This window comes from Streptomyces bungoensis, from assembly GCF_001514215.1.
GTDB classification, from domain to species: domain Bacteria; phylum Actinomycetota; class Actinomycetes; order Streptomycetales; family Streptomycetaceae; genus Streptomyces; species Streptomyces bungoensis.
In genome coordinates this window covers 525,284-538,151 of record NZ_KQ948852.1, presented here as the reverse complement: position 1 = coordinate 538,151, position 12,868 = coordinate 525,284, and the positions used below count along the sequence as shown (strand labels likewise).

The 12,868-nt window shown below is 74.8% G+C and carries 11 protein-coding genes; 5 read left to right on the top strand and 6 right to left on the bottom strand.

Annotation, left to right across the window (positions count from 1 at the left end):
* Positions 1–5: 5 nt before the first annotated feature.
* Positions 6–1,964: an N-acetylmuramoyl-L-alanine amidase gene (locus AQJ66_RS06610; RefSeq protein WP_061917949.1), complete on the bottom strand. Its 1,959-nt coding sequence runs from the start codon at positions 1,962–1,964 to the stop codon at positions 6–8.
* A 204-nt stretch (positions 1,965–2,168) separates the two neighbouring features.
* The gene (locus AQJ66_RS06605) at positions 2,169–3,713 is read right to left on the bottom strand and encodes a M1 family metallopeptidase (protein WP_079060093.1); all 1,545 of its coding nucleotides are present in this window, start codon (positions 3,711–3,713) and stop codon (positions 2,169–2,171) included.
* 190 nt (positions 3,714–3,903) lie between these two features.
* Between AQJ66_RS06605 and AQJ66_RS06600 the strand changes: the two genes are divergently transcribed.
* Entirely contained in the window at positions 3,904–6,294 is a 2,391-nt protein-coding gene (locus AQJ66_RS06600) for an ATP-binding cassette domain-containing protein (RefSeq protein ID WP_061917946.1), read from the top strand.
* A gap of 111 nt (positions 6,295–6,405) precedes the next feature.
* Here the strand turns inward: AQJ66_RS06600 and AQJ66_RS06595 are convergent, their stop codons facing one another.
* Entirely contained in the window at positions 6,406–7,005 is a 600-nt protein-coding gene (locus tag AQJ66_RS06595) for an Rv1733c family protein (protein WP_061917943.1), read from the bottom strand.
* 288 nt (positions 7,006–7,293) lie between these two features.
* Here AQJ66_RS06595 and AQJ66_RS06590 point away from each other — a divergent pair, with 288 nt between their 5' ends.
* Entirely contained in the window at positions 7,294–8,328 is a 1,035-nt protein-coding gene (locus tag AQJ66_RS06590) for an Acg family FMN-binding oxidoreductase (RefSeq protein ID WP_061917940.1), read from the top strand.
* 3 nt (positions 8,329–8,331) lie between these two features.
* Positions 8,332–8,772 carry a pyridoxamine 5'-phosphate oxidase family protein gene (locus tag AQJ66_RS06585; protein WP_061917936.1) on the top strand — a complete coding sequence of 147 codons (441 nt, stop codon included), beginning with the start codon at positions 8,332–8,334 and terminating at the stop codon, positions 8,770–8,772.
* 36 nt (positions 8,773–8,808) lie between these two features.
* Here the strand turns inward: AQJ66_RS06585 and AQJ66_RS06580 are convergent, their stop codons facing one another.
* Positions 8,809–9,282 (bottom strand): pyridoxamine 5'-phosphate oxidase family protein, encoded by a 474-nt coding sequence (locus AQJ66_RS06580; protein ID WP_061917933.1) that lies wholly within the window; start codon positions 9,280–9,282, stop codon positions 8,809–8,811.
* Positions 9,283–9,555: 273 nt separating this feature from the next.
* Here AQJ66_RS06580 and AQJ66_RS06575 point away from each other — a divergent pair, with 273 nt between their 5' ends.
* Positions 9,556–10,242: a response regulator gene (locus AQJ66_RS06575; RefSeq protein WP_061917930.1), complete on the top strand. Its 687-nt coding sequence runs from the start codon at positions 9,556–9,558 to the stop codon at positions 10,240–10,242.
* 361 nt (positions 10,243–10,603) lie between these two features.
* Here the strand turns inward: AQJ66_RS06575 and AQJ66_RS06570 are convergent, their stop codons facing one another.
* Entirely contained in the window at positions 10,604–11,290 is a 687-nt protein-coding gene (locus tag AQJ66_RS06570; RefSeq protein ID WP_061917928.1) for a CBS domain-containing protein, read from the bottom strand.
* Between the two features lie 27 nt (positions 11,291–11,317).
* Positions 11,318–11,773, bottom strand: coding sequence for a cyclic nucleotide-binding domain-containing protein (locus AQJ66_RS06565; RefSeq protein WP_061917925.1), 456 nt, complete (start codon positions 11,771–11,773; stop codon positions 11,318–11,320).
* A gap of 194 nt (positions 11,774–11,967) precedes the next feature.
* Between AQJ66_RS06565 and AQJ66_RS06560 the strand changes: the two genes are divergently transcribed.
* The gene (locus AQJ66_RS06560) at positions 11,968–12,840 is read left to right on the top strand and encodes a universal stress protein (RefSeq protein WP_061917922.1); all 873 of its coding nucleotides are present in this window, start codon (positions 11,968–11,970) and stop codon (positions 12,838–12,840) included.
* The last annotated feature ends 28 nt before the right edge of the window (positions 12,841–12,868 follow it).

Here is a 12,868-nt window from a genome sequence, read left to right as displayed (position 1 = left end):
CAGTCTCACCGCTTCGGCATCGGCGCGTCCACCGTCCTGACGTCCACGTCGCTCGCCCTGACGAAGGCGAGCCGGTGGTCGAACTGGATTTCGTAGTACGGCTCCCGGCCGTGCACCACCGGCGCCGGCGACTGGGCGAACGTCGACCGGTCGACGTAGGTGCCGTACGCGCGGGCCCCGGTCACGTACTCCTGGCCCGCGTGGAGGGTGTACGGCAGCGGCGACTCGGTCTCCGGGGCCACCCCCTCCGGGTAGGCCTCCTTCTCCGGGAGGGGGCGGCCGAACACCGGGATCTCGTCCACGCCCTGCTTCGGGGTCACCACGCTGGCGCGCGCCCCGACGGCCACCGGGTGGTCCTTCGGGTTCCTGAACCAGCCCTTGTGGCCCTGGAACCAGATGGCCGTCCAGTCGCCCCGGCGCTCGGCGACCGCGAAGGTCTGGCCCGCCGACACCCGCGACCCCAGGTCGTCGACGTCCTCCGTGGAGTCGTCCCCGTCCGGGCGCCGGCCCGGGTCCTGGATGAGCGGGGCGCCGTCGTCCGGCCGGGTGCGCAGGCGCACGGCGCTGGAGCCGTGCGGCGCGCACCGCACCCCGCCCTTGACGCACCCCGTGAACTCCGGCTTGTAGTGGACGTAGTCCGGCAGGATCATCACCGCGTCGCTGTCCGGCCCGGCCGTCTCCCGCAGCGGTGCGCCGAGCAGGTCGTAGTAGTGCCGCCAGTCCCAGAAGGGGCCGGGGTCGTCGTGCATGTCCGGGATGGTGTCCTCGGTCGGGGACGGCACGTTGTCGTGGCCGAAGACGTGCTGCCGGTCGAGCGGGACCTTGTACTTCTTCGCGAGGTACTTCACCAGGCGCGCCGAGGACCGGTACATCTGCTCCGTGTACCAGGCGTCGGGCTGCCGCAGGAATCCCTCGTGCTCGATGCCGATCGAGTGGGCGTTGACGAACTGGTTCCCGGAGTGCCAGCTCGCGTCCTTGATCGGGACGTGCTGGGTGACGTGGCCGTCGCTGGAGCGGACGGAGTAGTGCCACGACGCCTCTTCGGGGTCCTGGACGGTCATGAACATCGAGGACAGCGGGGCCTCGGTGTCGTGGATGACGATGTAGTCGATCCGCTGGTCCTTGGGCCGGTCGGCCAGGTCGTGGTTGCCGTACCCGCCACCGTCCATCTCGACGTAGGGCGCACCGAGCCAGGAGCAGGACAGCTCGGGCGGGCACTCCACGTTCTTCGGCCGCTGCGCGCCCTGGGGCACGGCCCGGTGCGGGCGGACGCCGGGAGTCGCGGCGAGGACGACTTCCTGTCCCTCGTCGGTGGTGCGCCGCGCGCCGCGGCGGATCACGTCGTAGACGTCGTTCGCGTAGGCCGCCGCCGACACGGCGTCGTTCGAGCCGGGGAAGCGCGCCACGGCGTCCCACCAGTCCGCCGGGTCGGCGCTGAGCGGCTTGCCCAGCTCGGCTTGCGTCGCGGCGAGGAGGGCCGCGCCCCCGCGCACGTTGGCGGCGTCGTCGCTGCGCAGCTGGCGGTCCGGGAGCTCGAGCAGCCGGGCGGCCCGGCGCAGGTCGGCGGGCTGCCCGGTGCCGCTGTCCGGGGACTTTCCCGGGCGGGCGGCGGGCGGTCCCGCCGTCGTGGCGCGCGGCCGGGCCTGCCCGTGGCGGGGCTGCGGTGCCTCGCGCGTGTCCACCAGGTGCATCGGCCCGTAGCCGCCGACGACGCTCGGCACGCCCGGGTGCGAGTCCCACCGGGACTGCAGGTAGGACACGCCCATGAGCACGCTCCTGGGCACGTGGAACTCCTCCGCCGCGGCCCGGTACTCCTCCTGCAGGAGCCGGTCGGCCGGCACGGCGGTGTCACCGGAACGGTCGACCAGGAACGGCACGACGAGCGCCGCCGAGGCGGTCGCACAGATGATCCCCCGGTGCCCGCGTACGGTGGTCAGGACTTGTCGGGTGACGCGTTTTCTCATGCGGTGCTCTCCCAGCGGGTTCGGCGCGGCGCGGACAAAACGCGAGCAGGGCAAGGCGGGTTGTGGGTGATTGCCCGTCACGTCACCCCTCGTACGTTTCCGTGCCTGGGGCGCCGCGTCGCGCCGAGCGTCACCGGCCTGGACCAGCCGCCGGGCACAGGCCACCCGGTCGGCGGCAGCGTGTCCGCTTTACGTGAGGGCGCGTCAGTCCTCCGCGACCGGATCCACCCGCCAGTCCGGGTGGCCCGGCATGGGCGGGGTGTGCGCCCCGTACAGCCACCGGTCCAGGAAGGGCGCCAGGTCCCGGCCGGCCACGCCGGAGGCGAGGCGGACGAAGTCCGCGGTGCCGGCGGCGCGGCCCCGGTACCGCGTCACCCAGGACCGCTCGATCCGCGCGAAGGCGTCCTCGCCCACCTCCTCGCGCAGCGCGTACAGCACCAGCGCCGAGCCGTCGTAGCGCATCTGGCGGAAGAGGGACGCCGCGGTGGGCTCGGCGGGGGCGCCGTCGTCGTGCCGCCACCGGTCGTGCCGGGCGTACGCGTCCCGCATCGCCTCCTCCAGGCCGGGGCCGCCGTGGGCGTCGGCGTACAGCCGCTCGTAGTAGCGGGCGTGACCCTCGCTCAGCCACAGGTCGGACCAGCGGCGGATCGCCACGCTGTCGCCGGTCCAGTGGTGGGCGAGCTCGTGCACGAGGTTGCGCTCCGCGTCGACCCGGCTGCCGAGCAGGTCGCTGCTCGGGACGACGGACAGCGACTGCGTCTCCAGGGCTACGGGCAGGTCGGTGTCCCCGACCAGCACGCCGTAGCGGCCGAACGGGTAGGGGCCGAGCCGCTGCTCCAGCCAGGCCAGGTGAGCGGGGGTGAGCGACCGGTAGGCCTCGGTGTCCGCGACGAGGCCGTCCGGCACCACGTCGCGCACGGGCAGCCCGCGCGGCCCCGTCCCGGTGACGACGGAGTACTTCCCGATGGCCAGCTGGACCAGCTGCGCCGCGACCGGGTGCTCGGAGTCGTAGGTCCACCGGATCCGCCCGCCGGGCAGCCGGCGGCGCTCCACCAGCCGGCCGCCCGCCACCGCGGTCAGGCCCGGCGGGGCGGTGACGCGGAAGGTGAACGGCGCGCGCACGCTGGGGTGGTCGTCGGCCGGGAAGATCATCTTGGCGCCGTCGGGCTGCGGCGACAGCAGCGTGCCGTCGGCCGTGGGCACCCAGCCGTAGTCCTGGATGGCGTCGTCGCGGTGCCGGCGCTGCGTCGGGTCGGCGGTGTAGGCGACCCGGACGGTGAAGGTGCGGCCGCGGGCGATCGGCCGGGCCGGGGTGACGACGAGCTCGTCGCCGTCGCGCACCGCCCGCGCCGGGGCGCCGTCGACGGTCACCGTGCGCAGCGTGTTGCCCGCGAAGTCGAGGTCGAAGCGGGACAGGGCCTGCGTCGCCGCGGCCCTCAGGGTGGCGGTGGCGGGGAACGGCGTCCCGGGCGCGCGCCAGTCGAAGGCGAGGTCGCAGTGGCGGAGCGTGTAGCCGCCGTTGCCGTCGAGCGGCGCCAGCGGGTCGCCCAGACCGCGGGCGCCGGGGGACGGGATGTCCCGGGGCGAGCCCGCGACGGCGCCGCCGGCCGGGTGCCGCGCGCGGGCCGGAGCGGTGGGCTGCCCGTGCGTGAGGACGACGGTGAGGACCGCGGCGCCCGCGAGAGCGACGGCACCGGTCGCGGCGAGGGCGGCGCGGCGGGTGCGGAGCCCGGCGGTCGTGAGGTCCATGGGCGCACTATGACACCCGAAAGATCACTTATATGCGTTTTACTCCGTTTCGGGCGTGCGGTGAGGCCGGCAGCCGGGTTCCGGCGTCCGGCGCAAAGGCGCCCCTCTCCCGGAACCGGACCGGAATGGAGAAGCGCGCGGCGCCCGGGCGCGGCTAGCGTGACCGCAGCCCGCCCACGGATGGAGAGACATGCCCATGGCCCCGAGCGCCGACCCGCAGCCGACCGCGCCGCACGTTGCCGACAGCCACGATCTGATCCGGGTGCACGGCGCGCGCGAGAACAACCTCAAGGACGTCAGCGTCGAGATCCCGAAGCGCCGGCTGACGGTGTTCACCGGCGTCTCCGGCTCGGGCAAGAGCTCGCTGGTGTTCGACACGATCGCGGCGGAGTCGCAGCGGCTGATCAACGAGACCTACAGCGCCTTCGTGCAGGGCTTCATGCCGACCCTGGCGCGCCCCGAGGTCGACGTCCTCGACGGGCTGACGACCGTGATCACCGTCGACCAGCGGCGCATGGGCGCCGACCCGCGCTCCACGGTGGGCACCGCCACCGACGCCAACGCGCTGCTGCGCATCCTCTTCAGCCGGCTCGGCCGCCCGCACATCGGCTCGCCCAAGGCGTTCTCCTTCAACGTCGCCTCCATCAGCGGAGCGGGCGCGGTCACCGTGGAGCGCGGCGGGCGGACGGTGAAGGAGCGCCGCGCCTTCAGCGTCACCGGCGGCATGTGCCCGCGCTGCGAAGGCCGCGGCACCGTCCAGGACTTCGACCTGACCCAGCTGTACGACGACACCAAGTCGCTCACCGAGGGCGCCCTCACGATCCCCGGCTACAAGGCGGGCGGCTGGAACTACCGGCTGTACAGCGAGTCCGGCCTCGTCGACCCCGGCAAGCCGATCCGCGACTACACCGAGCGGGAACTGGCGGACTTCCTGCACCGCGAGCCGACCCGGATGAAGATCGCGGGCATCAACATGACCTACGAGGGGCTGCTCCCGCGGATCCGGAAGTCCATGCTCGCCAAGGACCGCGAGGGGATGCAGCCGCACATCCGGGCGTTCGTGGACCGGGCGGTCACCTTCACCACCTGCCCCGACTGCGACGGCACCCGGCTCAGCGAGGCCGCCCGGTCCTCCAAGATCCGCGGGATCAGCATCGCCGACGCCTGCGCCCTGCAGATCAGCGACCTCGCCGCCTGGGTGCGCGACCTCGACGAGCCGTCGGTGGCGCCCCTGCTCGCCACGCTGCGGCACACCCTCGACTCCTTCGTGGAGATCGGCCTCGGCTACCTCTCGCTGGACCGGCCGGCGGGCACGCTGTCGGGCGGCGAGGCGCAGCGCACCAAGATGATCCGCCACCTCGGATCCTCGCTCACCGACGTCACCTACGTCTTCGACGAGCCGACGACCGGCCTGCACCCCCACGACGTCCAGCGGATGAACGCCCTGCTGCTGCGGCTGCGCGACAAGGGCAACACGGTGCTCGTCGTGGAGCACAAGCCGGAGGTGATCGCCATCGCCGACCACGTCGTCGACCTCGGCCCCGGCGCCGGCACGGGCGGCGGCGCCGTCTGCTTCGAGGGCACCGTGGAGGGGCTGCGGGACAGCGGCACCGTCACCGGCCGGCACCTGGGCGACCGGGCGGGCGTCAAGAAGACGGTGCGCGAGCCCACCGGCACGCTGGAGATCCGCGGCGCGCGCACGCACAACCTGCGCGACGTCGACGTCGACATCCCGCTCGGGGTGCTGGCCGTCGTCACCGGGGTCGCCGGCTCCGGCAAGAGCTCGCTGGTGCACGGGTCGATCCCGGCCTCGGCGGGCGTGGTGTCGGTCGACCAGGGCGCCATCCGCGGCTCCAGGCGCAGCAACCCGGCGACGTACACCGGGCTGCTCGACCCGATCCGCAAGGCGTTCGCCAAGGCCAACGGGGTCAAGCCGGCCCTGTTCAGCGCCAATTCGGAGGGCGCCTGCCCCAACTGCAACGGCGCCGGCGTCGTCTACACCGACCTGGCCATCATGGCCGGGGTCGCCACCATCTGCGAGGTGTGCGAGGGCAGGCGGTTCGACGCGTCGGTGCTGGAGTACCACCTCGGCGGCCGCGACATCAGCGAGGTGCTGGCCATGCCGGTGACCGAGGCGGGGGAGTTCTTCGCCGCCGGCGAGGCGAAGACGCCCGCTGCCCTCACGATCCTGCGGCGGCTCGCGGACGTCGGGCTCGGCTACCTCACGCTCGGCCAGCCGCTGACCACGCTGTCCGGCGGCGAGCGGCAGCGGCTCAAGCTGGCCACCCACATGGCCGACAAGGGCGGCGTCTACGTCCTGGACGAGCCGACCGCGGGCCTGCACCTCGCCGACGTCGAACAGCTTCTGGGGCTGCTGGACCGGCTCGTCGACTCCGGCAAGTCGGTGATCGTGGTCGAGCACCACCAGGCGGTCATGGCGCACGCCGACTGGATCATCGACCTCGGCCCCGGCGCCGGCCACGACGGCGGCCGGATCGTCTTCGAGGGCACCCCCGCCGATCTCGTCGCCGCCCGCTCCACCCTCACCGGCGAGCACCTCGCGCAGTACGTCGGCGCCTGACGGCCGCCCCGCGCACGAAGGCGCCCGGCCGGTCGGCCGGGCGCCTTCTCGTTCGACCCTGGGTTTCCCACGCGAGGACGGAGGAGGTGGGCGAGGGCCCGCCGTACCCGGTCAGCCCGTCTTGTGCCCCCACTTCGGCCCGATCAGGGTCCACTCCCGGTCCCACTGCGCGAGGCGCCGCCGGTCGAGGTACCAGCGCCCGGCGCCCCCCACGCCGAGGACCAGGCCGCTCAGGGCGAGGCCGGCCGCGGTGCCGAAGACCCCCGCCTCGGCGGACGCCCGGGCCGGGGTCGCCGGCTCGCCGGCCGGCTTGCCCTGGCCGTCGATCCAGATCCGTACCGAGGAGCCCGCCGCGCTCCCGGTGGGCACCAGCGTCATGCCGCGGTGCGCGGAGCCGTCCCGGGCCGTCCAGCGCACCTCGGCCGCGGCCACGTCCCGGCCCGTGCCGGTGGCCGCCGCGGCCGGGACGGCGGTGAGCACCACGGCGGCCACCGGGGTCCGCTCGGCCCGCTGCCGGGCGAAGACCTGGTCGGCCGCCTGCGCGGTGACCAGGCCGACGAGCGTGCCGCCCACCGCCACGAGGATCCACACGGCCAGCACGAGCCATGCCTCCAGGACGTCCTCCCGACGCCGGACCGGGTTCCTCCGCCACCGCCACAGCGGCACCCTGGTCCGCCGGCGCCCGCTGTTCGAGGGCTTGCGCTCGCTCATCTCTGCCCACCTCCTCGTGGTCCTGTCACGACGGTGACAGGCGGGACGGCGGCGCGACATGGGCCGGCCAGGCGGAACCGGTGGGCCGAAGGGCGCCGGACCGGGGCGGGCGGAGGGCCGTTCGGCCCGGACCGCGCGCGGCCCCGCCGGGTGCGCCCCCCGCAGCCGGGACAGCTGTGCCCTGACCGGGCCCCGCAAAGGGGCCATAGGGCCCTCACCGTGCCGGGCGCGGCGCTCGCACGCTCGAAGGAGACCCCGTAGTCGCCCGACCCCGTACGAGGAGGCGCCATGCGAACCGCGACCCTCGACGCCGCGACCCTGGAAGGCTGCATCTCGGCCGCCGTTGCCGCGCCCTCGATCTTCAACACCCAGCCGTGGCGCTTCCGGCTCGACCCGGACACCGGCACGCTGGAGATCCGCGCCGTCCCGGAACGCGGCCTGCGCCACGCGGATCCCGTCGGGCGGGCGCTGCACCTGTCGGTCGGTGCCGCCCTCTTCAACCTCCGTGTCGCGGCCGCCCACTTCGGCTGGGCACCCGTGCTGCGGCTGCTGCCGGACCCCGGGGACCCGGGCCTGCTGGCGAGCTTCCGGCCGGCCGGTCCCGGCCGGCCGCGCACCGGGGGGCACCGCTCCGACCTGTACCCGGCGATCTGGCGCAGGCACAGCAGCCGCTTCCCGTTCTCCGGCAGGCCGCTGCCGGAGGAGGTCCGCGCCGAACTCGCCGACGCGGCCCACATGGAGGGCGCGTCGCTCACCTTCCCCGGGGCCGCCGAGCGGACACGGCTGCTGCGGGTGGCCGCCCAGGCCGAGCAGCGCAACCGCACCGACTTCGACCGGGCGGGGGAGAGCCGCCGCTGGGTGCACCGGGACCTGGACGACACCGCCGACCTCGGCCTGCCGCGCGCCGTGCTCGGGCCGCAGGACGCCCACGGGCGGCTGCCCATGCGGGACTTCACCGCCCAGCGGCACACCGAGCGGCTCCCCGCCCGGCCCTTCGAGCCCGAGCCCGCGATGGCCCTGCTGACCACCCGGCACGACCGGCGCAGCGACTGGCTGCGGGCCGGGCAGGCGCTGGAGCACGTCCTGCTGGTGGCGACGGCGTACGGGGTGCGGGCCTCCCTGCTGCACCAGCCGATGGAGTGGCCCGACCTGCGCCGCGAGCTGCGGCCGGCCCCGGACCTCGACGGGCACCCGCAGATGCTGGTCCGGCTCGGCTACGGCCCCGAGGGCCCGGCCACCCCGCGACGGACACCGGACGAGGTCCGGGACACGGTTCCGCGGCCGGGTCCGGCCGCCGCCGTCCCGGGGCGGAGGACGGGCTGACGCATGGACTCCGACGACGGTTCCCGCGAGCTCGGCCGGCCCGAGTGCCTGCGTCTGCTGGCGACGGCGCCGATCGGCCGGATCGTGCACACCCGCCAGGCCCTGCCCGCGGTCGTGCCGGTCGAGTTCGGCGTGGACGGCGACGGGGCGGTGCTGCTGCGCATCGCGGCGGCCTCGGAGCTGGCCCGCGCCCTCGACGGCGTGGTGGTCGCCTTCGAGGCGGACGCGGTCGACGCGGCCGCCCGCTCCGGCTGGAGCGTCCTCGTCACGGGGCGGGCCGCGGTGGTGACGGACCGGGCCGAGGCGGCGCGCCTGGAGCGAACCGCCCCGGCCTCACCGGTGCCCTCCCGGGAGGAGGTGTTCGTGCGCATCGAGCCGGAGCTGGTCAGCGGGCGTGAACTGGTGGGCGGCCGCACGAGGTACGGCCTGCACGCCTCGGCCTGAGCAGCCGTGCGCGACCGCGGTCAGGCGCGGTCGCGGTCAGGCGCCGTCGGGCCGCTCGGCCGCGGTGAGCCGTACGCCGGTGACCAGGTCGGGGCGGATGCGCACCGCGTAGTCCATGGTCCGGTTCACCCAGGGGCTGAGCAGCTTCTCGTACCGGGCCAGTTCCCCGGCGTCGGTCACCAGGCGGGCGTAGCCGGTCACCACCACGCTCCAGCCGAGGTGCGTGTCGGGGTCGATGCAGTCGGCCTCGTACGCCACCACGACGCCCTGGCCGTCGGCCTGCCCGGCGCGCGCGGTCAGGGCCGCTCCCTCGTGGGTGCGGATCACGATCTCGCCGTCGTCCAGGACGTGGTTGACCGGGCGGACGGTCGGCAGCGCGTGGCGGGTGAAGACGATCCGCCCGAGGGACACGCTGCCCAGCAGTCGCAGGGCTTCGTCGCTGTCCAGCTCGACGCTCCGGCGCGGCCCGGCCGGTGAGGGCTCGGAGGTGTCGGAGATGGCGGCGGTCATGGGGCGGCTTCCGTGCGGCTCGACTGTCACTGGCGCGCTTCCTGATGCACTGACAACGGAACGGGCCCGCTCGGATCGGGAAGGACCAGGGGACCCACCGTTCATTGGTACGGCACCGGCGCTCCGCGCGCCAGGGCCGTTCGGCCCTTGACCCAAACAGGGCCGTCCGGCCCTGGCCGTCCGGCCCGGATGGAGGAAGGATCACGCTAGGCGGGCCGGTCCCCGGGGCATGAGGTGGACATCGGCACGGAAACGACGAGCGAGGAGCAGTCAATGGCGGACGGCGAGCCGGGCAGCCCGATCCGGGTCTTCCTGCTGGACGACCACGAGGTGGTACGGCGTGGGGTGCGCGACCTGCTGAACGACGAACCCGACATCGACGTGATCGGCGAGGCCGGCACGGTGGAGCAGGCCCTGGTCCGGGTGCCGGCGCTGCGTCCGCAGGTGGCCGTGCTGGACGTCCGGCTGCCCGACGGCGACGGTGTGACGGTGTGCCGGGAGCTGCGCTCGCGGATGCCGGAGCTGGCGTGTCTGATGCTGACCTCCTTCGACGACGAGGAGGCCCTGCTGGACTCGATCATGGCGGGAGCCTCCGGGTATGTGCTGAAGCAGATCCAGGGCTCGGACCTGGTGTCGGCCGTGCGCACGGTGGCCGCGGGCCAGTCGCTGCTGGACGCCAGCGCCACCACCAAGCTGATGGCCCGGCTGCGCGGCGGTCAGCAGAAGGAGGAGGAGCCGGACGGCCTGCCGGGCCTGACCGACCGGGAGCGGGAGATCCTGGCGCTGATCGGCGAGGGGCTGACCAACCGCCAGATCGGGCAGCGGCTGTACCTGGCCGAGAAGACGGTGAAGAACCACATCTCCCGTCTGCTCGCCAAGCTCGGCGTGGAGCGCCGCATCCAGGCGGCCGTCATCGCCACCCAGGTCCAGGACCGCCAGCGGCACGAAGGCCGCGGCTGAGCTTGCGCACCGGCGGGCAACCGCCCGCGCCGGCACCCGAGTCCGCCACCGGTGGTCGCGCCCTCGCCGCCCCCGCCGCCCCCGCCGCCCCCGAGCGCCGGGGCAGCCGGCACGGCGCGTTCCAGGTGTACGGGGCACCTGTGACCGCACCACCCCGCACCGGTTCCGGCCGGCCGCCACCGACGTGGCGCTGCCCGGCACCCCGGTGGCGGAGCGCGGCCGCGCTCGCCGGGACCCGGCACCTGCTCGGCGTCCCGTGCGACGGCGTGCGGGGACGGCCCGCGCGACCTGGCCGAGCGAAACCCGGCACCCGGGCGGGGCCCAGCGGCGGACCTGGCGGGCGGCCCGCGGGACCCTGCGCTCAGGCCCGGTGGGCCGGGCCGAGCGTGGACGCGGTCGGGCCCTCGGCGCGTGTCAGGTCGAACTCCACGTCGACCACGCCCTCGACGGCCCGGACCAGGCGCGCGGCCACCGGAACCAGCGAGGTGTCCCGCACCCGGCCGCCGATCCTGACGACGCCGTCCACCACCTCCACCCGCAGCGCGGACGCGGCTCCCGGGAAGAGTGGCGTGACGACGTCCTTCCGGACCTCCTCGGCGATGTCCTCGTCGTCCCGCAGGAACACCTTCAGCAGGTCCGTGCGGCTGACGACGCCCTGCAGCATGCCGACCTCGTCGACCACGGGCAGCCGCTTCACCTTGGCGTGCGCCATGGTGCGGGCGGCCTGGGCGAGAGTGGCGTCCGCGCGGACGGTGAGGGCCGGGGAGGTCATCAGGTCCCCGGCGGTCAGCCCGCCGGCCTTGGCGAGGTCGCCGAGCCGGTGCGCCTGCGTGGCCCGGTCGGGGTCGCTGTCGCGGAACTCCTCCTTGGGCAGCAGGTCGGCCTCGGAGACGACGCCGACCACCCGGCCCTCGCCCTCCAGGACGGGCAGGGCGCTGACCTTCCAGTCCTGCATCAACTGCACGATCTCCTTGAAGGGGGCCCGGCGGCCGACGGCGGCGACCGTGTGGGACATGACGTCACTGACGACGTACGGGGTGGCGTGCATGATGACTCCTTCGTCGGGTCGCCCCGCTCACACGGCGCTGCCGGCGCCGTAGGGGGCGTAGAGGTCCAGCAGCCGGGTCCGGGTGGAGCGCAGCCGGTGGGCGAGCACCTCGCCGACCCACTGGGTGACGGCCCGGCCGAGTTCCGGGTCGTCGCGGCACAGCGAGCGGACGGCCGTGGCGTCGAACTCCCAGGCCCGTACCGGGGTCACCGCCGTGGCGCCCATGTGCCACACGTGCGGCCCGAACAGCCAGGAGAGGCCCAGGAGTTCGTTGTGGCCCACCGTCTCGACGACGGCGGCGCGGCGGCCGGGCACCCGCGTGTCCAGCTCCACCGAGCCGGTGCGGACGATCCAGAACCGGTCCGCGCGGGCCCCCTCGCCGAAGATCCGCGTGCCCGGCGGGAAGGACACCTCCCGCGCGAGACGCATGAGCTGCTGCCGGTGCCCCGCGGGCAGCGTGCGCGGCATGCTCGGGGTGTTCATGGCCTGCCTCCTGGTCGGGCGTACCAACTCCTGCCTCCAGCCTGGGCCGGCGCACGGGACCGCAGCAGGGGCCCAAGGTCCCCGCGGAAGGACCGGCGGGCCCCTGTCCCGCCGCCGCCGCGGACCCGACGCTGTTACCGGATCACCCGACGGAGATCCCCGACGGAGATCCCCCGACACAGGAGGTGGAAAGGATGCCCCGCACCATCACGGTCGGTCTCGACGGCTCCCCCGAGAGCCGCGCCGCCGCGGACTGGGCGGCCCGCGAGGCGCTGTCGCGCGGACTGCCGGTGAAGCTCGTCCAGGTCTGGGAGCCGGTACCGGCGCCCATGGCCGAGGCTCCGCTGCTGGGTGCCGAGACGCACCAGCACTGGACCGAGCGGATCCCGCGGGAGCGCGCCGAGGAACTGCGCCGGCGCCACCCCGGTGTGGAGGTGATCACCGAACAGCTCACCGGACGCCCCGCCGAAGCCCTGGCGCAGGCCGCCGAGGACGCCGAACTGCTGGTCCTCGGCTCGCGCGGCCTGGGCGGGATCGGCGGCTTCCTGGTCGGCTCGGTCGGCCTCGCGGTCGTCGCCGCGACCGAACGGCCCGTCGTGCTGGTCCGCGCCGGCGAGCGGGCCGAGGACGTCCCCGGCGCCACCGGTCCCGTTCTGCTCGGCCTGGACACCGGAACGCCGGACCCGGCGCCCCTCGCGTTCGCCTTCGAGGCCGCCGCGCGCCGCTCGGTGCCGCTGCACGTGGTGCACGGCTGGAACCCGCCGGCGTACTACGCCTACGGCGCGGTCCTCGACCCGCACGTCACCGAGATCGTGGCGCAGAGCGACGCCGAGGCACTGGCCGAGACGCTGGGCCCCTGGCGCGAGAAGTACCCCGACGTGGAGGTCGTCACGGAGTCCCGCTGCGGCAGCCCCTCGCTGCTGCTCATCGACGCCTCCCGCGAGGCCTCCCTGGTCGTCGTCGGCCGGCGCGTGCGCCGCTCCGCCGTCGGCGCCCACATCGGCCCCGTCGCCCACGCCGTGCTGCACCACGCCGCCGCGCCCGTCGCCGTCGTCGCCCACCACTGAGCGCACCGGCACCCCAGGAGAGGACAGG

Bases quoted from the DNA above. Each gene is read 5' to 3' on its own strand.
- AQJ66_RS06610 (WP_061917949.1), bottom strand. From the start codon at position 1,964: ATGAGAAAACGCGTCACCCGACAAGTCCTGACCACCGTACGCGGGCAC.
- AQJ66_RS06605 (WP_079060093.1), bottom strand. From the start codon at position 3,713: ATGGACCTCACGACCGCCGGGCTCCGCACCCGCCGCGCCGCCCTCGCC.
- AQJ66_RS06600 (WP_061917946.1), top strand. From the start codon at position 3,904: ATGCCCATGGCCCCGAGCGCCGACCCGCAGCCGACCGCGCCGCACGTT.
- AQJ66_RS06595 (WP_061917943.1), bottom strand. From the start codon at position 7,005: ATGAGCGAGCGCAAGCCCTCGAACAGCGGGCGCCGGCGGACCAGGGTG.
- AQJ66_RS06590 (WP_061917940.1), top strand. From the start codon at position 7,294: ATGCGAACCGCGACCCTCGACGCCGCGACCCTGGAAGGCTGCATCTCG.
- AQJ66_RS06585 (WP_061917936.1), top strand. From the start codon at position 8,332: ATGGACTCCGACGACGGTTCCCGCGAGCTCGGCCGGCCCGAGTGCCTG.
- AQJ66_RS06580 (WP_061917933.1), bottom strand. From the start codon at position 9,282: ATGACCGCCGCCATCTCCGACACCTCCGAGCCCTCACCGGCCGGGCCG.
- AQJ66_RS06575 (WP_061917930.1), top strand. From the start codon at position 9,556: ATGGCGGACGGCGAGCCGGGCAGCCCGATCCGGGTCTTCCTGCTGGAC.
- AQJ66_RS06570 (WP_061917928.1), bottom strand. From the start codon at position 11,290: ATGCACGCCACCCCGTACGTCGTCAGTGACGTCATGTCCCACACGGTC.
- AQJ66_RS06565 (WP_061917925.1), bottom strand. From the start codon at position 11,773: ATGAACACCCCGAGCATGCCGCGCACGCTGCCCGCGGGGCACCGGCAG.
- AQJ66_RS06560 (WP_061917922.1), top strand. From the start codon at position 11,968: ATGCCCCGCACCATCACGGTCGGTCTCGACGGCTCCCCCGAGAGCCGC.